At 67.0% G+C, this 25,080-nt stretch carries 22 protein-coding genes; 8 read left to right on the top strand and 14 right to left on the bottom strand.

The window, feature by feature from the left end; translation table 11 throughout:
• Positions 1 to 135: 135 nt before the first annotated feature.
• The 6 genes from AC1DEL_RS06860 to AC1DEL_RS06835 all read right to left on the bottom strand — a co-directional run bounded on the left by AC1DEL_RS06860 (position 136) and on the right by AC1DEL_RS06835 (position 6,158).
• Entirely contained in the window at positions 136 to 984 is an 849-nt protein-coding gene (locus tag AC1DEL_RS06860) for a phosphodiesterase (RefSeq protein ID WP_477125620.1), read from the bottom strand.
• On the bottom strand, positions 981 to 2,048 hold the full coding sequence (locus AC1DEL_RS06855; protein WP_092295051.1) for an ABC transporter ATP-binding protein: 1,068 nt from the start codon (positions 2,046 to 2,048) through the stop codon (positions 981 to 983). Before AC1DEL_RS06855 ends, AC1DEL_RS06860 begins: the two co-directional genes overlap by 4 nt.
• Complete coding sequence (locus AC1DEL_RS06850) at positions 2,041 to 2,925, bottom strand: ABC transporter permease (RefSeq protein ID WP_477107307.1); 885 nt, start codon at positions 2,923 to 2,925, stop codon at positions 2,041 to 2,043. Before AC1DEL_RS06850 ends, AC1DEL_RS06855 begins: the two co-directional genes overlap by 8 nt.
• A gap of 32 nt (positions 2,926 to 2,957) precedes the next feature.
• Positions 2,958 to 3,776 carry an ABC transporter permease gene (locus AC1DEL_RS06845; protein WP_477125619.1) on the bottom strand — a complete coding sequence of 273 codons (819 nt, stop codon included), beginning with the start codon at positions 3,774 to 3,776 and terminating at the stop codon, positions 2,958 to 2,960.
• A 180-nt stretch (positions 3,777 to 3,956) separates the two neighbouring features.
• The gene (locus AC1DEL_RS06840) at positions 3,957 to 4,991 is read right to left on the bottom strand and encodes an ABC transporter substrate-binding protein (protein ID WP_092295053.1); all 1,035 of its coding nucleotides are present in this window, start codon (positions 4,989 to 4,991) and stop codon (positions 3,957 to 3,959) included.
• Positions 4,992 to 5,051: 60 nt separating this feature from the next.
• On the bottom strand, positions 5,052 to 6,158 hold the full coding sequence (locus AC1DEL_RS06835) for a substrate-binding domain-containing protein (protein WP_477125720.1): 1,107 nt from the start codon (positions 6,156 to 6,158) through the stop codon (positions 5,052 to 5,054).
• A gap of 427 nt (positions 6,159 to 6,585) precedes the next feature.
• Here AC1DEL_RS06835 and AC1DEL_RS06830 point away from each other — a divergent pair, with 427 nt between their 5' ends.
• Positions 6,586 to 7,434 carry an EAL domain-containing protein gene (locus AC1DEL_RS06830; RefSeq protein ID WP_255370827.1) on the top strand — a complete coding sequence of 283 codons (849 nt, stop codon included), beginning with the start codon at positions 6,586 to 6,588 and terminating at the stop codon, positions 7,432 to 7,434.
• A 12-nt stretch (positions 7,435 to 7,446) separates the two neighbouring features.
• Here AC1DEL_RS06830 and AC1DEL_RS06825 read toward each other — a convergent pair whose 3' ends face one another.
• Complete coding sequence (locus tag AC1DEL_RS06825) at positions 7,447 to 10,002, bottom strand: penicillin-binding protein 1A (protein WP_477125618.1); 2,556 nt, start codon at positions 10,000 to 10,002, stop codon at positions 7,447 to 7,449.
• Between the two features lie 302 nt (positions 10,003 to 10,304).
• Here AC1DEL_RS06825 and AC1DEL_RS06820 point away from each other — a divergent pair, with 302 nt between their 5' ends.
• Positions 10,305 to 11,378, top strand: a complete 1,074-nt coding sequence (locus AC1DEL_RS06820) for a porin (protein ID WP_092295055.1) — start codon at positions 10,305 to 10,307, stop codon at positions 11,376 to 11,378.
• 137 nt (positions 11,379 to 11,515) lie between these two features.
• Here AC1DEL_RS06820 and AC1DEL_RS06815 read toward each other — a convergent pair whose 3' ends face one another.
• The gene (locus AC1DEL_RS06815) at positions 11,516 to 11,824 is read right to left on the bottom strand and encodes a hypothetical protein (protein WP_092295057.1); all 309 of its coding nucleotides are present in this window, start codon (positions 11,822 to 11,824) and stop codon (positions 11,516 to 11,518) included.
• Between the two features lie 472 nt (positions 11,825 to 12,296).
• Between AC1DEL_RS06815 and AC1DEL_RS06810 the strand changes: the two genes are divergently transcribed.
• Positions 12,297 to 13,310: a M35 family metalloendopeptidase gene (locus AC1DEL_RS06810; protein WP_092295059.1), complete on the top strand. Its 1,014-nt coding sequence runs from the start codon at positions 12,297 to 12,299 to the stop codon at positions 13,308 to 13,310.
• A 34-nt stretch (positions 13,311 to 13,344) separates the two neighbouring features.
• Positions 13,345 to 13,782: an OmpA family protein gene (locus AC1DEL_RS06805; RefSeq protein WP_092295061.1), complete on the top strand. Its 438-nt coding sequence runs from the start codon at positions 13,345 to 13,347 to the stop codon at positions 13,780 to 13,782.
• Between the two features lie 132 nt (positions 13,783 to 13,914).
• Here the strand turns inward: AC1DEL_RS06805 and AC1DEL_RS06800 are convergent, their stop codons facing one another.
• Complete coding sequence (locus AC1DEL_RS06800) at positions 13,915 to 15,399, bottom strand: alpha/beta hydrolase (RefSeq protein WP_477113016.1); 1,485 nt, start codon at positions 15,397 to 15,399, stop codon at positions 13,915 to 13,917.
• Between the two features lie 232 nt (positions 15,400 to 15,631).
• Between AC1DEL_RS06800 and AC1DEL_RS06795 the strand changes: the two genes are divergently transcribed.
• Positions 15,632 to 17,170, top strand: coding sequence for a catalase (locus tag AC1DEL_RS06795; RefSeq protein ID WP_477125616.1), 1,539 nt, complete (start codon positions 15,632 to 15,634; stop codon positions 17,168 to 17,170).
• A gap of 54 nt (positions 17,171 to 17,224) precedes the next feature.
• Here AC1DEL_RS06795 and AC1DEL_RS06790 read toward each other — a convergent pair whose 3' ends face one another.
• Positions 17,225 to 17,833 carry a DUF2459 domain-containing protein gene (locus AC1DEL_RS06790; protein WP_477110082.1) on the bottom strand — a complete coding sequence of 203 codons (609 nt, stop codon included), beginning with the start codon at positions 17,831 to 17,833 and terminating at the stop codon, positions 17,225 to 17,227.
• Positions 17,834 to 17,865: 32 nt separating this feature from the next.
• The gene (locus AC1DEL_RS06785) at positions 17,866 to 18,459 is read right to left on the bottom strand and encodes a TetR/AcrR family transcriptional regulator (protein WP_477105224.1); all 594 of its coding nucleotides are present in this window, start codon (positions 18,457 to 18,459) and stop codon (positions 17,866 to 17,868) included.
• 92 nt (positions 18,460 to 18,551) lie between these two features.
• Between AC1DEL_RS06785 and AC1DEL_RS06780 the strand changes: the two genes are divergently transcribed.
• Positions 18,552 to 18,980, top strand: coding sequence for a VOC family protein (locus tag AC1DEL_RS06780; RefSeq protein WP_092295069.1), 429 nt, complete (start codon positions 18,552 to 18,554; stop codon positions 18,978 to 18,980).
• A 12-nt stretch (positions 18,981 to 18,992) separates the two neighbouring features.
• Here AC1DEL_RS06780 and chrA read toward each other — a convergent pair whose 3' ends face one another.
• The 3 genes from chrA to AC1DEL_RS06765 are packed head-to-tail and all read right to left on the bottom strand — an operon-like array spanning position 18,993 to position 22,284.
• On the bottom strand, positions 18,993 to 20,207 hold the full coding sequence (gene chrA / locus AC1DEL_RS06775; RefSeq protein WP_477125615.1) for a chromate efflux transporter: 1,215 nt from the start codon (positions 20,205 to 20,207) through the stop codon (positions 18,993 to 18,995).
• Positions 20,204 to 21,598 carry an ATP-binding protein gene (locus AC1DEL_RS06770; RefSeq protein WP_477125614.1) on the bottom strand — a complete coding sequence of 465 codons (1,395 nt, stop codon included), beginning with the start codon at positions 21,596 to 21,598 and terminating at the stop codon, positions 20,204 to 20,206. Before AC1DEL_RS06770 ends, chrA begins: the two co-directional genes overlap by 4 nt.
• On the bottom strand, positions 21,595 to 22,284 hold the full coding sequence (locus tag AC1DEL_RS06765; RefSeq protein ID WP_477107097.1) for a response regulator: 690 nt from the start codon (positions 22,282 to 22,284) through the stop codon (positions 21,595 to 21,597). Before AC1DEL_RS06765 ends, AC1DEL_RS06770 begins: the two co-directional genes overlap by 4 nt.
• A 139-nt stretch (positions 22,285 to 22,423) precedes the next feature.
• Between AC1DEL_RS06765 and AC1DEL_RS06760 the strand changes: the two genes are divergently transcribed.
• Entirely contained in the window at positions 22,424 to 24,196 is a 1,773-nt protein-coding gene (locus tag AC1DEL_RS06760; RefSeq protein ID WP_477125613.1) for a glycosyltransferase family 39 protein, read from the top strand.
• Positions 24,197 to 24,235: 39 nt separating this feature from the next.
• The coding region (locus AC1DEL_RS06755; protein WP_477140648.1) for a bifunctional UDP-4-keto-pentose/UDP-xylose synthase at positions 24,236 to 25,080 on the top strand (845 nt) is incomplete at its 3' end.

Here is a 25,080-nt window from a genome sequence, read left to right as displayed (position 1 = left end):
ATGCGGAACCGCGATCCGGAAGTTGGGTAAGCCGACGATGGTACCCAAGGTGGCGGGCGCATGACAACCGCGCCCCGCTCATCTCCTGTTCATCTCCCTATATCTATTAGTGTGTCTTGCGGTTTCCGGGCCGGATCAGTCGATCAGCCGCCCGCTGGCGTCGAAGAACGGGTGCGCCGGGCCGTAGTCCCCGCTGGCGGCGAGGTGGGTCACCAGCCCGTGGGCCGGGTGCCACCAGTGCAGCAGGTAGCCGGGCGGCTCCATGCGGAAGCGGGAGGCGGCCTGCGGATCGAGGTCCAGCGCCACCTGGTGGGCCGGCCCCGGCGCGGTGATGGCGATGGTGCCGCCAAAGCGCCGCGTGATCTGGCGGTGCAGGTGGCCGCAGACCACGCGCTCCACCTGCGGGTGCCGGGCGATCAGGGCCTCCAGCGCGGCGGCGTTGTCGAGCCCCTGCTGGTCCATATGGCCGATGCCGGTGACAAAGGGCGGGTGGTGCAGCATCAGCAGCGTCGGCTGGGCCGGCGGGGCGGCCAGCGTGGCATCGAGCCAGGCCAGTCCTTCGGGTGTCACCCGGCCGCCGGGCTGGCCGGGGACGGTGCAGTCGAAGCCGACCAGCCGCAGCGGGCCCGCCGCCATCGCATAGTGGATGGGCGCCTCGCCGTCGCCGTGGTCGAACAGGTAGGCGTGGTCGGGGAACACCTTTCGCAGCGTGGTGCGGTGGTCGTGGTTGCCGGGCAGCAGCCGCACCGGCATCGGCAGCCGTTGCAGGATGTCGCGCAGGAAGCGGTATTCGTCTTCGCTGCCGAAGTCGACCAGATCGCCGGTAATGATGACCGTATCGGGGATTTGCGGGGCCGCCAGCAGGGTGTCGATGGCCTGATGGAGCGCGCCGGCCGTATCGACCCGCCGGTAGGACAGCTTGCCGCCGGCCTTGATATGGAGGTCGCTCAGTTGCGCGACGAGATAGGGGGAAGGAGCGGTCATGCAGCGTCGGGAAGGGTGATCAGGTGGGCGGTGTCGATGCGCAGGCCGACGCGCGCGCCAGCCGGCCAGCCGTCGCGGCGCGCGGTATCGACAATCAACGGCGTGGCGGCGCCCACGTCCACCAGCAGCCGGGTGTGGTTGCCGAGGAACAGCGCGGTGACCACGGTGCCTTCCACATGGGCGCGATCGGCGCTATCAGCGTGCACCAGCGCCACGTCCTCGGGCCGGAACATCAGCCGCGCGGCTGGCGTCGCGGGGGCGTCGCTGGGCGGCCCCATCGGCACGCTGCCGCCTGGCACGCGCCACAGGCCGGCTTCGGCCTGCGCTGGCAGGTGGTTCATGGTGCCGATGAAGTCCGCCACGAAGGCGTTGGCCGGCGCGCGGTAGATCTCCTGCGGCGTGCCGGACTGGGCGATGCGGCCGCGGTCCATGACGATGATGCGGTCGCCCAGCGCCATCGCCTCGGCCTGGTCGTGGGTGACGTAGACCGCGGTGATATGGAGGCTGCGCAGCAGCTGGTTGATGTCCGCGCGCAGGGCGTCGCGCAGCTTGGCGTCCAGCGCGGTCAGCGGTTCATCGAGCAGCAGCACGCGCGGCTGCACGGCGATGGCGCGCGCCAGGGCCACGCGCTGGCGCTGGCCGCCGGAGAGCTGGTCCACGCGACGGTCGGCGAACGGCTCCAGGTGCATCATCGATAACATATCGCCGACGCGCCGGCGCTGCGTGGCACCATCCACGCGCCGCACGCGCAGGCCATAGCCGATGTTCTCGGCCACCGTCATGTTGGGGAACAGCGCGTAGTTCTGGAACACCATGCCCACGCCGCGCTGCTCGATCGGCTGGTCGGTCACGCGGGTCTCGCCAAACCAGACCTCGCCACCCGCGTCCGGCTGCTCCAGCCCGGCGATGATGCGCAGCGTGGTGGTCTTGCCGCAGCCGGACGGCCCCAACAGCACCACGGTCTCGGCGGCCCCGATGTCGAGGTCGAGTGGTTGCAGGGCCAGCGTGCCATCCGCGAAGGTCTTGGCGCACTGGCGCAGGCGAATCGGGGTGGGCTCATGCATGGCGGGTCTCGACGGAGGCGGTTACGGGCGTGGCGGCGGGGAGTGGGGCGGTGGCCGGCTCGGCAGGTTCTGATACATGGCGCCGCGCGCGGGCGCCCATGGCGCTGAACGCCTGCATTGCCACCAGCAGCGGAATGATCATGACAAAGAAGACGATGGTGTAGGCGGAGCCGATCTCCAGCCGCATCGACGCGTAGCTGTCCGCCAGCCCCACCGGCAGGGTTTGCGTGGTCGGGGTGTGCAGCATCCAGGTCAGGTTGAACTCGCCCACGGACAGCGTGACCACCATCAGCGCCCCGGCCAGGATGCCCTGCCGGCAGTTCGGCAGCACCACGGTGAAGAAGCGCTGCAGCCGCGTGGCGCCCAGGCTGGCGGCGGCGTCTTCCAGTGTGCGGATGTCGATGGCGGACAGGATGGCCAGCACTGCCCGCACCATGAACGGCAGCGTGAACAGCACGTGGCCGATCAGGATGAACACCCAGCTCGTGCGCAGCGCCTGCCAGCCGCCATAGAGCAGGATCAGCCCCAGCGCGGTGGCCAGCCCCGGCACGGCCACGGGCAGCATCAGCAGTTCCTCGATCAGCCGCGTCACGCGGTTGCGGCGCAGCGCCATGTAGTAGGCGGCAGGCACGCCAATCACCAGCGTGCAGGCGAGGCAGGCGAGCGCAATGCCGAGCGAGAGGAAGATGGTGTTGCGATAGAGCGCCCAGACCTCCAGCAGCCAGCGCGTGGTGAGCCCGCTGGAGAGGCCCACGAAGATGTTGTTGGTCAGCCCGGCCAGCACGGACAGCACCACCGGCACGGTCATGAACAGGCAGACGGCCAGCGTGAGCGCCAGTTGCAGCCAGTAGCCGGCGCGGCGGCGCGGTGCGGTCATCGGCGGTTTCTTCATGGCTTTTTTCGCGGTACTCATGCGGTGGCGGCGACGGCGTCGCCCGAGATCCAGCGCGCCACAGCCAGCAGGGCCCAGGTGACCGCGCCGAGCAGCAGCGAGAGTGCAGCGGCCATGCCGAAGTTGGCGTAGTTGGTGAACTCGTTGTAGATGGTCAGCGGCAAGACGTCGAGCTGCGTGGCGAGCGTGAAGGCCGTGCCGAAGGCGCCCATGCTGGTGGCGAAGCAGATCGCCCCGCTGGACAGCATGGCCGGCATCAGCGCGGGCAGCATGACGTCCCGCACCACGCGCCACGGGCTGGCGCCGAGCGACCGTGCGGCTTCCTCGAGCGAGGGGTCGAGCTTCTCCACGGCGGCCATCACGGTCAGGATCACGCGCGGAATCGAGAAATACAGGTAGCCGACGAACAGCCCGGCCAGTCCGTAGGCGAAGGTCCAGCGCTCGCCGGCCAGCGCGTCGCCCACCATCGCCAGCAGGCCGTTGCGCCCGCCGAGCATGATGACCATGAAGCCGATCACCACGCCGGGAAAGGCCAGCGGAAAGGTGAGGATGGCCACCAGCACGGGTTTGCCGGGTACGGGGTGGCGCTGGAGGAAGGTGCCGGCGATGCCGGCAATCACCAGCGTGGCCAGCGTGACGGCGGCGGAGAGCGCCACCGTCACCAGCAGGCTATGCAGGTAGCACGCGCTGGTCAGCACGGTCCAGTAGACGCCCGCGCCCTGCTTGCCGGTGACGCTGACCTCGATCAGGCGCGCCATCGGCAGGCAGAAGAACGCCAGGAAGACCACCAGCGCGGGCAGGGCGAACAGGAACAGCGGGAGAGATCGCTTGGTCATGGCAGTGACGGGGGCGGTTTGGTCCAAGATTGGTGTTCTCCCCTCTCCCTTTGGGAGAGGGGCGGGGGAGAGGGCAGGCGGTTCGACATGCGGTATCGCACCGAGATGCTCCAGCCCTCTCCCCCGGCCCCTCTCCCGCGAGCGGGAGAGGGGAGAACACACGCGGCAAGCTGCAAATGCTTACCGTACTTCCTTCATGTACTGCTCGCTGAACGCCTTCTGCGCGGCGGCCATCTTGCCGAAATCGACCGGCTTGGCGCGGGCGTAGTCGGCGGCCGGCAGGAAGCGCGCTTCCACGTCCTTCGGCATCGGCACGTTACGCACCGGGCGCAGGTAGGCGTTGGCCCACAGCGCCTGGCCGGCGTCCGACAGCACGAAGTCCAGCACCTTGCGGCCCTCGGCCGGGTGGGGCGCGTTGTTGACCAGGCTCATCACGTACGGCACCACCAGCGAGCCTTCCTTCGGAATCACGAAGGCCACGTTGGCGCGGTCCTTGTAGCGGGCGCGGTAGGCGTTGAAGTCGTAGTCGAGCAGGATCGGGATTTCGCCGGACAGCACGCGGGCGTAGGCGGTCTGCTTCGGCACGATCGGCTGGTTCTTCTGCAGATCCTTGAAGAACTTGTAGGCCGGCGCGAAGTTGTCCAGCGAGCCGCCGAGGGCCTGGTTCACGGCCACGGCACCCACATAGCCGACGAAGGCGCTGGACGGGTCCAGGTAGCCGATCAGCCCCTTGTACTCCGGCTTGAGCAGGTCGGCCCACGACTGCGGCACGGGCTTGCCGCGCAGCGCATCGACGTTGACCATGAAGCCCAGCGTGCCCGAGTGGATGGCGAACCAGTTGCCCTGCGGGTCTTTCAGGCCCTCGGGGATGTCGGCCCAGTGGGCCGGCTTGTACGGCTGGGTCACGCCGTCGGCCTTGGCCTGGATGCCGAAGGTCACGCCGAGGTAGGTCACGTCCGCCACCGGGCTGGCGCGCTCTGCCACCAGCTGCGCGAGCGCCTGGCCCGAGTTCTTGTTGTCGAGCGGCACCGTCACGCCGGTCTTTTCCTTGATGGCGCGGATCTGCGCGGCCCAGTCGGCCCATTCGGGCGGGCAGTTGTAGCAGATGGCGGTCTGCGCGGCCGCGCCCTGGCTGAAGGCGACGCCGAAGGCGGTGGCCGCCACGGCAGTGGCCAGCCAGCGCAGCGGGCGGCGCCAGGAAAATTGCGTTGTCATGTCAGGCTCCCGGGTTTGAGATCGATTGGATAAGGACAGCAGGGCGGCAGGCGAAAACGGTCAGTCAGGCGATCGGTCAGATGCAGGCGGCGCGGCCACGGTGCCGGCCACGCGCAGCGCGTGGGGCAGCAGGGTCACGCTCGGGGCGGAGGCGGACAGCGCCTCCGGACGCGTGCCGGCGTGCAGGCGCTTGAGCAGCAGGCGCACGGCGGTGGCGCCGATGTCGGTATTGGGCTGCACCACGGTGGCCAGCGGCGGCTCCACCAGTGCGCCGAGCGCGATGCCGTCGTAGCCGAGCACGGAGACGTCGCGCGGCACGCGCAGGCCCAGGCGCTTGAGATCCGAAATCACGCCGATCGCCAGCAGGTCGTTGGTGCAGAAGAACGCGGTGGGCGCGGTGGCGCCGCCCATCAGCGTGCCAATCCGCTCGCTATGGCTGGCGGTATGGGAGGGCAGGTTCACGGGCGGCAGCGGCGGCAGGCCATGGGCGCGCATCGCATCCTCATAGCCGGCAAACCGTTGGCGGGCGCGGTCGGACGCCATGAACGCGCCCGACACCACCGCGATACGCCGATGGCCCGCAGCGATCAGCGCGTTCACGCCCTCGCAGGCGCTGGTGCGGTTGTCCACGGAGACCGAGTGCCGCTGGCCGGCCGGGCTGGCCTGGTTGTAGGCCAGCACGTAGGGCACGCCTTCACTGTCAAGCTGGTCGAGCACGGCGCTCTGCGCGGCGTCCGAGACGGTCAGCACCATGCCGTCCACGCGGTGGCGCAGCAAATATTCCACACGTTCGCGCTCGCGGGCGGAGTCGTAGCCGCTGGTCACCAGCATCAGCGAATAGCCGGTGGCCAGCGAGACTTCCTCGATCCCGGCCCAGCATTCGGCGAACACCGCGTTCTCCAGCGTGGGCAGCATCACGCCCAGGATGCGCGTCTGCTGCGAGCGCAGTTTGGCGCCGAGCAGGTTGGGCCGGAAGGCCAGCCGGCGCGCGGCCTCGTGCACGCGCTGGGCGGTGGTCTCCCGCACCAGCTGCGGATGGCTGAACACGCGCGAGGCCGTGGCCAACGAGACTTCGGCGGCCAGCGCCACGTCCGCCAGCGTCACGCCATTGCCGCGTTCGCCTTCGGTATCGGCAGACAGCAAAACGGAACGGCGGGCGTTGGGCATGGGCAGGTTCGGCGGATGGTCGGCGAGCAATGAAAACGTTTTCATTGAAGCGCCAAAAAATCAGGCGTCAAGGTATTCCGTCGCTGCAGTGCCGCATTTGCGGCAGGCCCGGCGGGCTTGCGCCTGATGATTCGGGGTCGATTCGGGTTGATTCGGGGTGGATTCTCCGGCCGTTTCATGACGCCGCCATGACAGCACCCATGCGCCTTTCGTCACAAAATTGCCACACAAGATCGGGAATATGCCGGACCGGGCGCATGGACCGCCGCCTTGTCGCGGGTACGGCACCGGTGTGACGCAAAGTGCACGCTGCATGGCATCCCCCCTGCAAGTGGGGGATCAAGTTGCGTCTTGGGCGCGCCGTTAGCCAACAGTGGGAGTGGCTTTTGCCCACAGCACGATCCACAGCCAGTTTGAGTGCAAGCCCTTGTCGCGACCTCTGACGCCTACTATTGCCGATTGCCTCGAACACCAACGCCTGCGGCCTGTCTTCCAGCCGATCGGGTCGCTCGCCAATGGCGAGATCATTGGCTACGAGGCCCTGATCCGCGGTCCCGCCGGGACGCCGCTGGAGAGCCCTGTTGCGCTGTTCGCTGAAGCGGCGCGTCTGGGTTGTCTGGTGCGGCTCGAGCGGCTGGCGTCACGCATCTGTATTGCCGCGTTCATGCGCGCCGGGCTCCCCGGCAAGCTCTTCATCAACTACAGCGCGGATTCGATTCGCGAGGTGGACAGCCATCGCGACGAAGTGCGCGCCTTCCTGAAAACCCACGGCATTACTTCGGACCGCATCGTCATCGAACTGACCGAGCAGGCCCCGCTGGGCTCGCTGGATAGCCTGTCGCGGGCGGTGGAGTCCATCCGTGGGCGCGGCGCCCAGTTCGCGTTGGACGACTACGGCACCGGCCACGCCAGCCTGGGGCAGTGGATCGCCCTGAAACCTGATTACGTGAAGATCGCCCGCGTGGTGGTGGATGGCGTGGCGACGTCGCCGTTCCAGCTGGAAGCGCTGCGCGCCATACGCCGGCTGGCCGATAGCAGCGGCACGGCGCTGGTGGCAGAGGGTATCGAGCAGGAAGCGGATCTGCGCATCTGCCGCGACCTTGGCATCGACTACGCGCAGGGCTACCTGCTGGCACGGCCCACGGCCGAGCCGCCGCTGACGATTTCGGAAGACGCCTTGCGCGTGATCCGTTCCGGCCCGGTGGAGGTGTTGCCGGGCGACAAGGTGTCCGAGCCGGGCACCGACCCAGCCATGCGCCTGCGGTCCGGCGAGTAAACCCGGCCGTCCTTAGCGGACGGGCGCCGGCGCCATCGACGGGCCCGCAGGGAGCGGGGAGGGTGCGCTGGGTCCGATCGGCGCGCCTGGCGCAGAAGCCATCACCGGTTCCGGCTCCGATGCCGGGATGACCTCGACGACTTCATTGGCATCGAGCGCCATGCCGGGCTCGGCGGCTTCCCCGTGCTCGGTATTTGCCCCGCCTGCCTGACTGTTCCCAGCCATCGCCGCAGAGGCACCAGTTCCCCCCGAACCTCCCGAACCTCCGGATGGCATGGCCTCCGCCTCCGTGGCCGGCAGTACCGGCCGGCGCGGCGACGGGCGCGGGGTGGCCGGCGCCTGATCAGACTTGTTCGAAGCGAACAGCCGCTGGAACCAGCCACGCACCTGCCCCGTGATCGACGTGTACCAGGTCTTCTCGTCCGCCTCCGCAAACCGCGCGCGGCCGTCGATGACCCGCAAGCGTAGCGCGCGCTGGTAGAAATCGCCGACGATGGGCAGCGCGCTATGGGCGCCCTGGCCCCAGTAGTCGCTACGCAGCGTCACGCGGCTGTCGTTGAAGCCCACCCAGGCGCCCGCCACCAATTGCGGGTGCATCAGGATGAACCAGCCGTCGGCGTTGTCCTGCGTGGTGCCGGTCTTGCCGGCCACGTCGGCGCGGATGCCGTAGCGGCTGCGGATGGCGGTGCCGGTGCCGCGGTCGATCACATCGCGCATCACATCGACCAGCGTCTCGGTGGCCGTGGCCGACAGCGCACGCTCGGGTGACGGCTCGCGGAACTGCGCCAGCACATTGCCTTCGCGGTCCTCGATGCGCGTGACCATGGTCGGCGCGATGTACAGGCCGCCGTTGGCGATGGTGCCGTAGGCCGACACCATCTCCTTGAGCGTGACCGGGCTGGTGCCCAGCGCCAGCGACGGTACGGCATCGAGCTTGCTCTCGCGCACACCCATGGCCCGCGCCAGCCGCGCCACGCGGTCTGGCCCCACGGCCTGCACGAGCTGCGCGGTGATGGTGTTCTTCGAATAGACCAGCCCGTCGCGCAGGCTCAGGGCGCGGCCCGTGGCGGGGGACTCGTCGGTCGGGCGCCAGATCTCGCCGCCGGCCAGTTGCATTTCCACCGGGTTGTCGAACAGCGTTTCCTCGGGGGCGTGGCCGTGCGCGAAGGCTTCGCCATAGACGAAGGGCTTGAACGTGGAGCCCGGCTGGCGGCGCGCCTGGGCCACGTGGTCAAAGGCATCGACCGTGAAGTCCCGGCTGCCGACCCAGGCGCGGATGGCGCCCGTGGACGGGTCCAGCGCCATGAAGCCGGCCTGTACGCGCGTTTTCTGCTGGCGCAGCGCCTGCATGAACGCGCGGTCGGCGAAGAGACGCTTGAGCGCGTCCTCCTCGCTCTGGCCGCTGGCGACGGCGTTGCGGAACTCGGGCGTCTCCCGCACGAAGGCCTGCACCAGCGCCCGGCTTTCCGCCCAGCCCGCGCGCGGCGCCCAGGCCGCGTTGGCAATCGACTGAAGCTGGTTGCCCTGGCGCGTGACCGCCTGGTTGGCCATGGCCTGGAGGCGCGAATCGATGGTCGTACGGACGACCAGCCCATCGGTATAGAGGTTGTAGTCGTTGCGATCGGCCCAGCCGATCAGCCATTTGCGTAGCTGCTGGGCGAAGTGGGCGGCCGGGCCGGGGGCCTCGGTCTGGCGCTCGAAGTCGATCCGCAATGGCCGTTTCCTGAGCGTCTCGAAGCGGCCGGCGTCGAGCTTGCCGCGCTTGACCATCTGCGCCAGCACGATGTTGCGCCGCTCCAGCGCGCGCTCGGGGTTCAGCACCGGGTTGTAGTAGCTGTTGCCCTTGAGCATGCCGATCAGCGTGGCGGCTTCCAGCACGTCGAGCTTGTCGGCGGATTTGTCGAAATAGGTGCGCGCGGCCATCTCGATGCCGAACGCGTTGTACAGGAAGGGCACCGTATTGAGATACGTCTCAAGGATCTCGTCCTTGGAGTACAGCGCCTCGATCTTGAACGCGGTGATCGCTTCCTTGAGCTTGCGCGTCATCGTCGGCGCACGGCCGATGTCTTCGGGATAGCGGTTGCGGGCCAGCTGCTGCGTGATGGTGGAGCCGCCCTGGCGGTCGCCCGAGAAGGTGTGGAACGCGGCGGAGGCGGTGCGGCGCCAGTCCAGCCCGTGGTGCTGGTAGAAGCGGTGGTCCTCGGTGGCGATCAGCGCATCGATGACATTGGGGGAGATGTCCTTGAGCCCGACCCAGTCGCGGTTGGCCCAGCGGTAGACGGCCAGTTCCTTGCCATCGGCGGAGAGTACCTGCGCTGGCTGTTCGGACTTGGCCTTGCGGATGTCGCTGATGCCCGGCGTGAACGGAATCAGGACCAGCAGATAAAGCAGGAACAGCGCCGGGATGGCCGCGAGGCCCAGCAGGACTTCGCGCCGGGTGGGACGGCGCAGCCGCTGGATTGCCGGTTGCAGGACGGGCAGCCACCGCGATTGCAGGTGGGTGCGCAGTCGAGCCAGCGGGGCGGCAAGCCTTGGCTTGACAGGTCTTCTGATGGGGTCCAGGGGCATGACGCAGGCATGTTGCGTCCGCATCACATCCGGTCCGCTCACACGCCAATCTCGAAAGGTGTGAATCCTACCAAAACCCGGGTCGGGAAAACCCGGATTTTGCATGTTTTGCGTGCGCGTATCCCCCGGTAGTAGGGTGTTGCAGTAATGCCTACGACACATTCATTTCATATTGGGTTGTAACAATCCGCCTCGCCCCCCAAAGACCCGCACGGGCATCTGGTCCAGCAAGGCGCCGCCGCGCGCGCGCCGCGACCGGAACGGGGAAGCATCTCAATGTCTTAACAAAACGAGAAACCACAGTGAAGAAAGCTCTATTTGCCCTGGCGGCAGCCGCTACCTGCGCAACGTCCGGCGCAGCCCTCGCCCAGTCCGCATCCAACGTCACGCTGTATGGCATCGTCGACGCCGGCGTAGAAGTGGCGACCCACGTGCCGGGCGGCAATGGTCAGACGGCCGTGCGCATGAACTCGGGCAACCTGTCCGGCTCGCGCTGGGGCCTGCGTGGCGTGGAAGACCTCGGTGGCGGCCTGAAGGGCATCTTCACCCTGGAATCGGGCTTCGATATCGACACCGGCGTGTCCGGCCAGGGCAACCGCCTGTTCGGTCGCCAGGCTTTCGTCGGCCTGCAAGGCAGCTTCGGCGCCGTGACCCTGGGTCGCCAGCAGAACTCGCTGTACGACCTGTTCGGTGCCTATGACCCGATGGGCGTGGGCCCGCGCTACTCGCTGAACAGCGTCGATTCGGGCTTCAACGGCCGCGCCGACAACGCCCTGAAGTACACCGGCAAGTTCGGCGGCCTGACCGCCACGGCCTTCTACAGCACGGGCCGTGACGCCGTGGCTGGCTCGCCGGGCGAACTGCCGGGCGACTACAAGGCTGGCCGCAACGTGGGCGCAGGCGTGGCCTACACCGCCGGCGGCTTCTCGATCGGCACGGCGTATGACCAGTACCAGGGCGCCACGTCGGCTACGTCCGACCGCGCTGCCAAGCGCCTGGCCGTGGGCTCGTCGTACGACTTCGGCGTGGCCAAGGTGTTTGCCGGCTACCGCTGGATGCGCGATGACGGCATCGCTACCGCAGCCACGGCAGCGACCCGCAGCAACGTCTACTGGCTCGGCGGCCTGTACCGCGTGACGCCGGCCCTGTCGCTGACCGGCGCCGCGTACTACACCGATGCCAACGACAGCGGCAACGATCCGTGGATGTTTGTCCTGTCGGCCGACTACTCGTTCTCGAAGCGTACGGACGCTTACCTGAACGTTGGCTACGTGCGCAACAAGGGCACGTCCAACCTGGGCCTGAGCGGTGTTGGCACGGCTGTGGCCGGCCAGAACCAGACCGGCGCAGTCGTCGGCGTGCGTCATCGCTTCTAAGCACCACGCTTGAGCGAGAGCCGGCAGGCGAGGCCTTTCCCCTCGTCCTGCCGGAAAGCACAACGCCCCTTACCCGGCTTGGCGGGAAGGGGCGTTCTGCTTTTTGTGTTCGGTATTGGGGGCGGCGCGGAAATGGATCAGATGGGACGGGCGTGGCTCGCGTCCTCGGCGCGCAGGCGCTCCAGCGCCTTGGTCAACATCGCACCCTCTTCGGCTTCAGCGGTGTGGCACAGCGTGTTGATGGCCTGATGCAACTGCGTCTTGTCGTGCGGCGACAGCATGTCGGCGGCTTCCATGGCCTCCAGCTCCTTGCCAACGCGCTTGGCAAGCTTACGCACGAATTCCGGGTCGAGCTGCCCCTGGCTGGCACCATGGGCAAGGTGATAGACGAGGGCAGCTAGGCCCTCTGGTGTCGTTTCCGTCACGGCAATGGGATGGCGTTTCATGGCAACTCCGAGTTAAGGGCCGTTTCATTCTAACGATGGATCAGGTCGCATAGTTTTCGAAATTTGTGTCAGCAGAGGCTGGATGTGCGTGATGCTGCCCGCTGGCGACTTATTACGGAAATATTGCGTGCGCAGAATGTCATCTTGTCGCGTCCGCTGTATATATCGCACTGAATAATGCGACCGGAGGGGTTGCCACGGGCCCGACAAAACACCGCCTGACCGATATCCACGGCAAGCCATAGAGCTACCGGGATGGGTCGGGTGGATTGCCAAGCAAGCGGGGAATCGGAGCCGTCCTAAGGACGGCTCTATTTGTTTGTGCGCCGGCACATTTCCATTGCAGTCCCACGACGATTCGGAAGCCGCGGCGGGAAACTCCCCGCACGCCGCGCGAATTCAGAGAACTGCTATAGACCGCCTCAATCGCGTCACGTGATGCTGTGTGCTCTTACCATGAATGGAAGAGGACATGATGCGAAACGACAAGCGGCACATGCTGGATGGGGCGAGCCGCACCGGCACTGGTGGCTGGCTGATCGCCACCAGCGATTCTACAAACATGGGCAAACGTCTTGGTCTGGAAGGGGATCACGCCACGTGCCCCGCCTGCAAGGTCGGCGGTCCCGTCTACAACGATTGCGATCCGCGCTGGACCGACATGGGGAAATCCGTGCTGGTGGAAGGCGCGCGCGTGTATTGCCAATGCAAGGAAAAGCCGCGGGTGTTTGCATCGCAGTTCACGATGTCCACGGAGGTCACGAGCGGCGGGCGCGCCGGTGAGCATGTGGGGGGAACATCGGAAAAACCGCAAGCCCACAACAAGCTGGCGAGTGAGCCTAGCGGTGAAGCCCGCCCCGATGCTTCGAGTCGCGCCGCCTACGCGGCCGACCCGACGATGATCTGCCCCAATATGACCAATGCCGAATTCCATGCCACGGTATTGCGGGTTCGTGACATCGCCGTTGCGCATATGGACCAGCGGTTGATTGAGTTGCAACGCTGGAACGAGGCGGATCAGGAACGGGTTCGCATGTGGTTTGTGGACGCTACCCCGGATATTCGAAAGCGCCTGCGCGAGGGGATTCAGCGAATTCGGCAACTCTCCCTCGGGTTGACAGAACGGAATTTCTGCCGCTTCAGCGAAGAAGTCATGCGTAAAGTAGGTTGTATCCCGGCGGCGAGAGAAGGGGACGAGCCGGCGTGGGCAAGCGTATGCAAGGCCGACAAGACGTTTACGATTTTTATCGGTGTCACATATTGCTACTTACCGATCGAAGCCATCCGCCATAGAGGTGTGGTGGAGCCTGACGACAGCATGGTCACGGTCTTTGTTCATGAAGTTTCTCATTTTCCCGCCGCGATGGATAGCGCGGATACCTATTCGAGTATCAAGATTTCCCGCCTACTATCAAAGTATCGAAATAAATTTCTATTTAATAATTCCGACAGCATTGCTGCATATATATCGAATGTCTCCGATTAACGGCATCGTAATCATGGTAAATATGAAAAAACTAATGGCAGCTTTCATCTTCGCTCTAACAAGCTTGAATGTCGCTGCCTGCATCGTCTATGAGAGGCAATATCGCGTTCACTTCGAACCGGGATCCGCAACGGTAACCGCGAAGGAGATCAAGCGATTCGCCGAATGGCGAATCGCAACCCGGAAGTATTTCTTCTCAGGTTTCGACGTGTACCTGACGGCTTGGGAAAGCGAGGATGGATCTCGTGAACTGGCAACGGCCAGGGTCGAACAGGTTCGCAATCTGCTGCTGAAATTCGGCCTCAGTGCCAATAATGTGAAGGACACGGAATTCCGGCCCATTTATGCGGCGTCCGTGCATTACGGTCCGGACCTGGTGCGGATCGATGTGGATGCGCGTTGTCCGAACTATTGCTGCCGCGACGAGAAATGCTGCCCTGCGTGGCGGGCTGCGGAGGAGGCTGCCAGGTAGACCCCGGTTCGCCCCCAGTTCGCCGCAATATCACCTGGATATTGCGGCGAACGGCATTGATAGCGGGGATCCTCGCCGCCAAAAACAGAGCCGCCTCAAAGACGGCTCTGTTAATCCTTCGTTCTCCCAAACCTACGGCAAACAAGGCGCCGCCATCGCCGCCCCCTGCCGCAGGGCCTTGTTGGTGTCTGAGTCGTCCGCCCCCAGCGTGTTGTCGGTGAACTTGCAGCCGTAGTTGGCGTTGGCCACTACCGATGGCGTCAGCACGTCGTCGCCGGCGGGTGGGGTGCCGGTTTGCTCCCAGGCCACCATGTCGTCGAACGCGCGCACCTGCTCGGCCACGGTGAAATCGCAGTGGCTGATGCCCCGGATCGCGCGCTGGACCAGCCATTTCGCCGTGCCGTTGGCGTCCGCGCGGCGCTTGTAGATCTGCTCCATGCTGAAGGGCACGTACATGTCGCCCAGCGTGTGCAGCGTCAGCACCGGCACGCTGATCTGCGCGGCCGTTTTCGGAATCCAGCGCAGGCCGTCGCGGCGCAGGCGGTTGGCGTCGGCCACCGGCTTCACGCGGAAGATCGAGGTGTTGATCGCCTGCTCCTCGGGCGTCAGCGCCGCGTCGTCATCCATCTGGAAGGTCAGGCCGGTGGTGTCCACCACGTTCTGCGTCAGCACGCCGTTGACCGTGCCATCCTGGCCGAAGGTGCTCCAGACCGCGTCCTGCAGGCTCTTGGAGGCGGGGCTGCCGCTGAAGCCGATGGCGAACATCGGCCGCTCGCCGCCGGTCAGGTTCTTGACGATCTGGCGGAGTTTCTCGCCCTGGCCCGTGTTGGTGACCGGGTAGGTGGTGAACAGCGCCGCCTGCACCGAGGTCACGATCTGCGCCCAGTTGCTCACGGGCCAGGACGTGGCCGGCACGTTGGCCAGCAGTTGGGCGGCGGTCTGGTAGCCGCCGAAGTAGTTGAACAGCTCGGTGTCGCCCACCACGCCGCACATCGGCACCGCGCCGTGGTACGTGACCTTGTGGTTGGCCGTGGCGATCGTCTCGGCTTCCACGGCTGCCGCGCTGACATGGCCGCCCATCGAATGGCCGATGATGTACACGCGCGTCGGCGCGGCCAGCGTGCGGCCGTTCTGTTTGGCGATGTTGACGAAGGCCAGCGCGAGCGCGTTCGTGTCTTCCACACCGGCCCGCACGTCATAGTAATTCGTTGAATAACTGGACGCGGCCCAGGCATAGCCGGCTTCCAGCAGGTGACGGCGGATGCTTGGCGGATTGACGTCGAGCGCGTTGCCGGTGCCGGCGTAGCCATGCGCATACATCACGAGCTTGCCGTTCCAGGCCGCAGGTACCTCGACCATGTAGCCGGCCTTGCCGAGCACGCCGGACCAGCGGTCGGCGGCGGGTGCGCCCGCCATCGGCGTGAATTTCTGCGTCACGGCGGCGGTGTCGATGGTGAACGTGCGGGTGTCCTGCGGCCGCGCGTCCTCGGGCTGCACGGTGGGCGGCGGGGTTTCGGCGACAGGCGGAGCGGGTGGTGGATCGTCACTACCGCCGCATCCCGACAAGAGGAGGCCGGCCACGACGAACAGGGCTGCCTGCGAAACAGCTCGATGCATGATGTCTCCTTGGAATTCGTTTTTATTCGATAAGTGAAGCCGCGTCACTGTAGCGCTGGCGCACGCGGCATCCAACATCTCAAACGGGTGTAAGAATTGGTGCAGCGCATCGATTGATGCAATGCATCAGGGTCATTGAACATCACAATTGGCGCCGTGGCAGGCGGGCCAAATAAGATGGCGCGGCGCCCCCTCACTTGCCTGTTTTCAGGCATTTCCGAGGACCCACAAAATGGCTCGATTCAGACGATTCGCACTCAGACCCGTCGCTTACGGCCTTGCTGCCCTGTTTTCCCTCTCCGCCGGTGCCCAGACCATGACGCGCGACAACGGCGCGCCCATCGGCGACAACCAGAACTCCCAGACCGCCGGCCCGAACGGTCCCACGCTGCTGCAGGACGTCCACCTGATCGAGAAGCTCCAGCGCTTCCATCGGGAGCGGATTCCCGAGCGCGTGGTGCACGCACGCGGCACTGCAGCACAGGGAGAATTTGTGTCCGAAGGCGATTTTTCGGACCTGACTACCGCCAAGGTGTTCGCCGGGGCTGGCAAGCGCACGCCGGTCACGGTGCGGTTCTCGACGGTGATCCACGGCAAGGGATCGCCCGAGACCGTGCGCGATCCGCGCGGCTTCGCCACCAAGTTCTACACGGACGAGGGCAACTGGGACCTGGTGGGCAACCACACGCCCATCTTCTTTATCCGTGACGCGATCAAGTTCCCGGACATGGTTCACTCGCTGAAGCCGTCGCCCGTGACCAACCTGCAGGACCCGAACCGTTTCTTCGACTTCTTCAGCAGCGTGCCGGAGAGCACCCATATGCTGACGCAGCTCTATTCGGACCTCGGCATCCCGGCGTCGTACCGGATGATGCAGGGCAACAGCGTGCACGCGTACAAGCTGATCAACGCCAAGGGCGAGGTGCACTACGCCAAGTTCCAGTGGCGTCCGCGCCAGGGCGAGAAATATCTCACCCGGGCAGAGGCCGCGAAGATCCAGGGCGCCGACTTCAACAACCTCACCAGCGATCTGTTCGGCGCCATCCAGCGGGGCGATTTCCCGAAATGGGACTTCTACGTGCAGCTGATGAAGCCCGAGGATCTCGGCAAATATCGATTCGATCCACTCGATTCGACCAAGGTCTGGCCCGACGTGCCGTTCCGCAAGCTCGGCACCATGACGCTGAATACCGTGCCGGAGAATTTCTTCGAGACCTCGGAGATGTCGGCCTTCGCGCCGTCGAACCTTGTGCCGGGCATTGAGCCGTCCGAAGACCGCATGCTGCAGGGCCGGCTGTTCTCGTACTACGACGCGCAGACGTACCGGCTCGGCGCCAACAAGCAGAAGCTGCCGGTCAACCGTCCGCGCGTCGCGGTCCGCAACTACAACAGCGACGGGCATGGCGATATCGGCGGCACGACGGGCGATATCAACTACCAGCCGTCGCGGATGGCCGGGGCGTATTCCGACAATCCGCACTATCGCTTTGCACGCACGCCGCTGGCGGGCATGACCCAGCAGGCGCCGATCGCTCGCACGGACAACTTCACGCAAGCCGGCGACTACTATCGCAAGTTGTCCAAATCGGGGCAGGAGAACCTGATCGGCAACCTGGCGGCCGACCTCGGCGTGGTGAAGCATGCGGAAGTGAAGCAGATCATGCTGAGCCACTTCTACAAGGCCGATGCCGACTATGGCCAGCGGCTGACCAAGGCGGTCAGCGGCGATCTTGCCGATGTGCAACGACGCGCCGCGCTGCTGAAGGACTGATGGCGTGACGCCACGCCGTTAGGAGAACGGCGGGCGGCGGCCCCGCTAGCTGTCTCAGGGCGCCTCCGGGGCCGCCGCCGCAATCTCGCGCACCTGCCGCATTACCCCTTCGGCAAACAGCACCGGCCCGCGCACCGGCACGCCGGCCGTGCGCAGGGCGTGCGCGGTCCACGTATTGCAGGTGTAGAAGCCCGCGTAGGTGGCCGTGGCCGCGAAATACAGGCCGCCTTCGTAGGGACCATCCCCGAGGCCGATGGGCTTGTCCGACGCGTCCGTCTGCACCGCATCGCCAAGAAACTCGCGCAATTGCGAGATGCCGGCTTCGTCGAGCGCGAGCCGCACCACGTTACCGGCGCCGTAGGCCGCCGCTGGGGTATCCCGCAGGATCGTCAGCAGGATGGCGCCTTCTCCGGGGAACAGCGCCGAGATCAGCGTCATCGGGCCGCGCTCGCGGCTCAGCAGGTATTGACGATCCCCAAATCCAAAACACAGAAAACGCGAGCCGGCGTAGCCCACGGTCAGCCGCAGCAGACGCGCATCGGCGTCCTCGGTGCGGATGCAGAGTTCGGTGTGCCAGTCGCCTTCCACGACGTCGATGGTGGTGACCGGCGTGACCGGGGCGGCAGCAGGCGTGGCGTTGCAGCCTGCCAGCGTGGCGGCCATTGCGCTGCCGACGAGCCACCGGCACGCGCGCATCACGATGGCGCCACTGTCCGTTCGATCATGCCGATCATCGCCGCGCGGAATGCGTCGGCGTCCGCGCCGGATGCGATGGCCAGCGCGGTGCGGTCGAAGGCGGCCGAGAGCAGGGCGGCCAGCGCATCGATCGGCGTGCCGCCGGGCAGCCCGTGGCCGACCGCCATCGCCAGACCCTCGCGCAGCGTGCGGCCCGCGTGGGCGGCATCGAGCGCGAACATCGCTTCGGTGCCGAGCACGGCCGGTCCGTCGATCAGCAACAGCCGGGTGCGGCCCGGCACCGTCATGGCGGCCAGATAGGCCTCGCTGCCGGCGATCAAGGCCGCGCGCACCGGCAGCGCGTCCGGCGCGGCCAGCTCGATCTCCCCGGCCACGGCGCGCGCCTCCTCCTCCAGGATGGCGCGGAACAGGTCCTGCTTGTCCGCGAAATGGTGATAGAGCGCGCCGCGCGTGATGTCTGCCGCCGCCACAATCTCGGGCGTGGAAGTGGCCGCATAGCCCTTTTCGACAAACAGCTTGCGCGCGGCGGATAGCAGGGCAGCGCGCGTCGCTTCTGTCCGTTCCTGGTTCGAACGGGTCTTTTTACTTTGCATACATACAGCCTGTATGTTATAAATTACGGAAAGATACAGGCTGTATGTTATGCGATCCGCGCCCGGCCGGCGCGCCACAACGGAGATTTGCGATGAAAACAACGAGTTACTACCCGGTGATCATGACCACGAACGTGGCGGAGACGGTGGCGTTCTACACGCAGCACGTGGATTTCCGCCCGCTGTTCGAGAGCGACTGGTACGTGCACCTGCAGTCCAACGCCGACGCGCGCACGAACCTCGCCATTCTCGATTGCACGCATGAGACGATTCCCACCCCGGCGCGCGGCCAGCGGGCGGCGGGGCTGCTGCTCAACTTCGAAGTGGAGGATGTGGACGCGGTGCACGCCCGCATGCAGGCGGCGGGGTTGCCGATCCTGCTGTCGTTGCGCGACGAAGCGTTCGGCCAGCGCCATTTCATTACCGTGGACCCCAGCGGCGTGATGCTGGACATCATCCAGCCCATTCCGCCGAGCCCCGAGTTCGCGGCGATGTACGACGCCAGCGCATTGCCGGGCTAATACCTCGACACTTCAGCCCCCGAGCGCCCAGCCTGCCGCCGCGCAGGCCAGCACCACGGCCCACGGCGGCAGCCGCCACGCGGCCAAGGCCACCAGTGCCAGCAGCGCGAGCGCGAAGTCCGCCGGGACGTGGATCGCGCTGGTCCAGACCGGCGAGTACAGCGCCGCCACCAGCAGGCCGACCACGGCGGCGTTCACCCCGGCCAGCGCCGCCTGCGTGCCGGCGTTGCGGCGCAGCCGCTCCCAGAACGGCAGCGCGCCAAAGACCAGCAGGAACGATGGCGCGAAGATCGCCACGAGGCAGAGCATGGCGCCCGCCCATCCTGAGGGGGCCGTTTGCATCGCGCCGCCGAGGAAGGCGGCGAACGTGAACAGCGGGCCCGGCACGGCCTGCGCGGCGCCATAGCCGGCCAGGAAGGTGTCGTTGTCGACCCAGCCCGTAGGCACCACGGCCGCCTGGAGCAGCGGCAGCACCACGTGGCCGCCGCCGAACACCAGCGCGCCGGCCCGGTAGAAGGCATCGAACATTGCCAACGGCTGGCTCGGAAACAGCCGATGGGCCAGCGGCAGCGCCACCAGCAATACGACGAACGCCAGCAGGAAGGCCGCGCCGGCACGCTGGCCGATGGGCACCGGCAGCGCCGCGTGCGGCTGCGCCTGCGCGGGCCGGAACCAGCGCGCGCCGGCCAGCCCCGCCGCCAGCATCACGGCCACCTGGCACCACGGCGACGGCACGACGATGACCGCCGTCGCCGCCAGCGCCATCACGCTCAGGCGCGGCGCGTCCGGGCAGAGCGAACGCGCCATGCCCCATACGGCCTGCGCCACCACGGCCACCGCCGCCACCTTCAGGCCGTGCAGCAGGCCTTCCGGCACATGGTTGCCGGTGGCCGACAGCCCCATCGCCAGCACGATCAGCGCGATGGCCGATGGCATGGTGAAGCCCAGCCATGCCGCCAGCGCGCCCCGGTAGCCGGCCCGGGACAGCCCGATCACCATGCCGACCTGGCTGCTGGCCGGCCCGGGCAGGAACTGGCAGAGCGCGACGATATCGGAATAGGCTTGCTCGCTGAACCAGCGCCGCCGCGTGACGAAGGCCTCCCGGAAATAGCCGAGATGCGCCACCGGGCCGCCGAACGACGTCAGCCCCAGCCGCAGGAAGATCAGGAAGACCGCCCAGGCGTTGCCGCGGGCGTCTGTGTGTTCGAGGTCTGGCACGGCACTCATGGCGATTGGGGGGGCGGCGTCTGGCCCTCGGCGGGGCGGATGGTGGCGAGCAGCCCGGTGCGGCCGCTGCTGGTGAGGTTATCGAAAGTTAATGACAGGCCGTGCAGCGTGGCCACGCGCCGGGCGATGGAGATGCCCAGCCCGTTGCCCTGTTCACGCTGCCCGACGCCCCGGAAGAAGCGGTCGCCCAGGCGCGGCAGCAGGCCGGGCGCCACGCCGGGGCCGTGGTCGGACACCGTGATCGCGTCTGGGGCGAAGGCCAGCGTCACCAGCGTGCCGGCGGGGCTGTAGCGGATGGCGTTGTCCATCAGGTTGCGGAGCATGATGCCGAGCAGTGCCGGATCGCCACACACCGGCAGGGGCGGGTGGATGGCCGCCGGCCACGTGACCTCCATGTCCACCTGGCGACGCTCGGACAGCGTCAGGCAATCGGACAGCACCTGCTGGACGATCTCGCGCCAGTCCACCGCCGCGCGCACCGGCTGCGTGTCCTCGTCCTCGAGCCGGCTCATGGTCAGCAGTTGGGACACCAGATGGCTCAGCCGGTCGATGCCGGCCTCCACGTTCGCAGCGGCCTGCGCGCGTTCCTCGGGATCGTTCGACTGGCGCGCCACGTCCCACTGCGCCTTGAGCGCGGCCAGCGGGGTGCGCATCTCGTGTGCGGCATCGGCGGTGAGCTGGCGTTCGTGCTCGATCAGCGCCGAGACGCGGTGGAGCAGGGTGTTCATCGCGCCGACCAACGGCGCCAGTTCCGGCGGCACATCGGCCAATTCCAACGGCGCGGGGTCGCCGGGGGCGCGCGCGGCGATGGCAGTGGAGAGCGCGCGCAGCGGCCGCAGCGTGGCGCGCACGGCCCACACCACCAGCGCCATCAGCAGCGGCACGCCCAGCACCCACGGCAGCACCTGGGCCTGGAGGTAGGACACCACCAGTTCCTCGCGCTCGGCCTGGATCTGTCCGACGCAGACGCGCCAGCCTTCCACCGGATCGTCGAGGTAGTAGAGCCGCCACGGCACACCGTCGATGGAGACGTTGGTGAAGCCCTTCACACGCGGCGCGCGGGGCAGGCGGTCGCCGTCCGGATCGATATGCAGCGGCTCGCCGCCGGGCCGCCACGCGGCGATGGCGAGGTCGCCCAGGCCCGCGTCACCCATGTCGCCCAGATCGGCATCGCCGGGCAGGGGACCGTTCTGGGGCGGCGGCTGCGGCACCGCGCCCACATTGATCAGCGGCAGCACGGCCTGCATCTGCTGGGCCATGCGCACCATGGCGGTGTCGTACAGCTCGTTGATCTCCTCCTGTGTGCTGAGGTAGATCAGCACGCTGGTGAGGCTCCAGGCGAGGGCCACCCCCACCAGCACGGCCAGGATCAGGCGCCGCTGCAGGGTCATGCGTCGTCTCCGGGGCTGGCGATGGCTTCCGGCGTGCCGAGCGTGTAGCCGGCGCCGCGCAGGGTGCGGACGATGCCGGGGTGGATCTTCCGGCGCAAATGATGGATGTGGACCTCGAGCGTGTTGCTCTCCGAACCCTGTTCCCAGGCGTAGAGCTTTTCGCGCAGGAATTCGCGCGTCAGCACGCGGCTCGGGTGCGCCAGGAGCACCTCGAGCAGCATGGCCTCGCGGGCAGTCAGGTCCACGGGCTGGCCCTGCCACGTAGCTTGTCGGGCAGCCGGCTGGTAGGCCAGCGCGCCGTGGTGCCAGACCGGCTCGGGCATGCCCGCGCTGCGTCGCGTGACGGCGCGCAGCCGGGCGGCGAGTTCGTCGAGATCGACGGGCTTGATCAGGTAGTCGTCGGCGCCGGCATCGAGGCCGCCGATGCGGCTGGACACCGCATCCCGCGCGGTCAGCATCAGCACCGGCGTCTGGCAGCCCTGCTGGCGCCAGCGGGCGAGCAGGGCCACGCCGTCGTCGTCGGGCAGGCCGAGGTCGAGCACCACGGCGTCGTATTGCATGTTGGCGATGGCGCGCTCCGCCTCCGCGCCGGTGGTGAACCAGTCCACGGCATGCCCCTTGAGCTTCAGCCCGCGTTGCAGGCCGTCGCCGAGCATGGGGTCGTCTTCAACGATAAGGATTCTCATCTTGGGTGCGAAAAAGGACGCATACGGCACGGGGAACGGCGTGAAGCGTAGCACCGCGCGGGCGGCGTCGCACGCTTAATGTGGGATTAAGGTTGCTCTCCTAACCTGCGCGCTCGTCTCACCCAGTCCCCCCGCGCGCATGCCGCAATCGCAGTCTCATCCGCAGTCCCCCTCCCTGTCCACTCAGCAGCCCGCCGTCACCCCGGCCCGTCCGCTGGAGGGCTGGCGCCTGGGCGCCTGGTCGCCAGCCATGGCCTGGGCCGCTGCGTTCATCGCCGTGGCGCTGCTGGTCTGGTTCGGCACGCTCGGCATGCGGCACCTGCTGGGGCCGGACGAGGGCCGCTACGGCGAAATCTCGCGCGAGATGCTCGCCACCGGCGACTGGGTCACCATCCGCTACGACGCGCTGAAGTACTTCGAGAAGCCGCCGTTCCACATGTGGGTCACGGCGCTGACGTACGCGCTGTGGGGCGTGGGCGAATGGCAGGCGCGGCTTTGCGTGGCGCTGGCCGGGCTGGCTGGCATCGTCATGTCGATGCTGGCGACGTGGCGCTGGTTCGGCATCCGCGCGGCGGCGTTCACGGGACTGGCCCTGCTGGCGGCGCCGATGTGGAGCGTGGCCGCGCATTTCAACACCCTCGACATGACGCTGGCCGGCGTAATGGCCTGCGTGCTCGCCTGCATGATGCTGGCGCAGCATCCCGCCGCTTCGGCCAGCGCGCGGCGCGGCTGGATGCTCGCCTGCTGGGCGGCGATGGGCGCCGCCGTGCTGACCAAGGGGCTGGTGGGCGTAGCGCTGCCGGGGCTGGTCCTCGTTATCTATATAGGCATCACGCGCGACTGGCGCTTGTGGCGTTGGCTGCACGTATTCACCGGCATGCTGGTGCTGCTGGCCGTGGCCGTGCCGTGGTTCTGGCTCGTATCGGTGCGGAACCCGGAATTCCTGCATTTCTTCTTTATCCACGAACACTGGCAGCGCTATACCTCGGGCGTCCACTCGCGGCCGGGGCCGATCTGGTACTTCCTGCCACTGGTGGTGGGCGGCTTCCTGCCGTGGGTGGGACTGTTCCCGCGCCTGTGGCGTGCCATCGGTACGCCGCCGGTCGATGAGCCGGATGATGCGGCGGAGCGCTTCCGCCCGGCGCTGCTGGCCGGCATCTGGGCCATCGCCATTTTCGTGTTCTTCAGCCTGTCGCGTTCGAAGCTGCCGGGCTACATCGTGCCCGTGATCCCGGCGATGGGCATCCTGGCCGGCGTGGCGCTGGACCGCCTCGACGTGCGCGCCTGGCGGCGCCAGCTCGGCGGCATGGCCATCGTGGCCGCGTGCGGCCTGCTGGCCAGCCCGGTGGTGGCCACGCTCAACGCCAACCATACGCCGAACGCCTTCTATCGCGCCTATGCGATCTGGGCAGCGGCGGCGTTCGTGGTGATGCTGCTGGGCATTGCCGCCGCGCGCTGGCTGCTGCGGCGCGGCGTGCTGCCCAGCGTGGCCGTGTATGCGCTCGGCATGTACCTGGGCTTCACGGTGGCGCTGGTCGGCCATGAAACCGTGGGCGGCCCGGCGTCCGGCGCGGACATCGCCCCGCTGGTCCAGCAGGAGCTCACCCCGGGCATGCCGTTCTATGGCGTGAAGATGCTCGATCACACCCTGCCGTTCTACGTCCAGCACCCGCTGACCATGGTGGCGGAGGCGGACGAACTGTCCTTCGGCACCGAGGTGGAGCCGGAGCGCTGGCTGCCCGATATGGCCGCGTTCGCCAAGGTCTGGCGCAACGGCCAGCCCGCCATGGCCGTGATGTCGCCGGAGAACTATCTGGCGCTGTCGCCCACGCTGCCGCTGTACGTGGTGGCGCGCGACTGGCGCCGGGTGGTGGTGACCAACGTGCCCACCCCGAGCCCGACGTCGCGCTGACCGGCTTTCCTGCTTACCTTTCTGTTCCTGTCTGAAACCATGCATCCCAAGCGAGTCCTGATTCTTGGCGTCAACGGCTTTATCGGCCATCACCTCACGCGCCGCATCCTCGAGACCACCAACTGGGAGGTCTACGGCATGGACATGGCCTCCGACCGCCTCGGCGATCTCGTGAACCATCCGCGCCTGCACTTCTCCGAAGGTGACATCACCATCAACAAGGAGTGGATCGAGTACAACATCCGCAAGTGCGACGTGGTGCTGCCGCTGGTGGCCATCGCCACCCCGGCCACCTACGTGCGTCACCCGCTGCGCGTGTTCGAGCTCGATTTCGAAGCCAACCTGCCGATGGTCCGCGCGGCCGTGAAGTACAAGAAGCACCTGGTGTTCCCGTCGACCTCCGAGGTCTACGGCATGTGCGCCGACGATGAGTTCGACCCGGAAGCGTCCCCGCTGGTCTACGGCCCGATCAACAAGCCGCGCTGGATCTACGCCTGCTCCAAGCAGCTGATGGACCGCGTGATCCACGCCTATGGCATGGAGGAAGGGCTGAACTACACGCTGTTCCGCCCGTTCAACTGGATCGGCGCCGGGCTGGATTCGATCTTCGAGTCGAAGGAAGGCTCCTCGCGCGTGGTGACGCAGTTCCTGGGCCATATCGTCCGGGGCGAGCCGATCAAGCTGGTCGATGGCGGCGCCCAGAAGCGCGCGTTCGCCGATATTTCGGACGGCATCTCGGCCCTGATGCAGATCATCGAGAACAAGAACGGCGTGGCCAGCGGCAAGATCTTCAACATCGGCAACCCGGCCAACATCCACTCGGTGCGCGAACTGGCCGAGATGATGCTCAAGATGGCTGCCGACTACCCCGAGTACGCCGAAGA

The organism is Cupriavidus sp. 10L43_2 (genome assembly GCF_056395265.1).
Note: the sequence above shows the minus strand (reverse complement) of the source record. Positions and strands in the feature narration are given on the sequence as shown.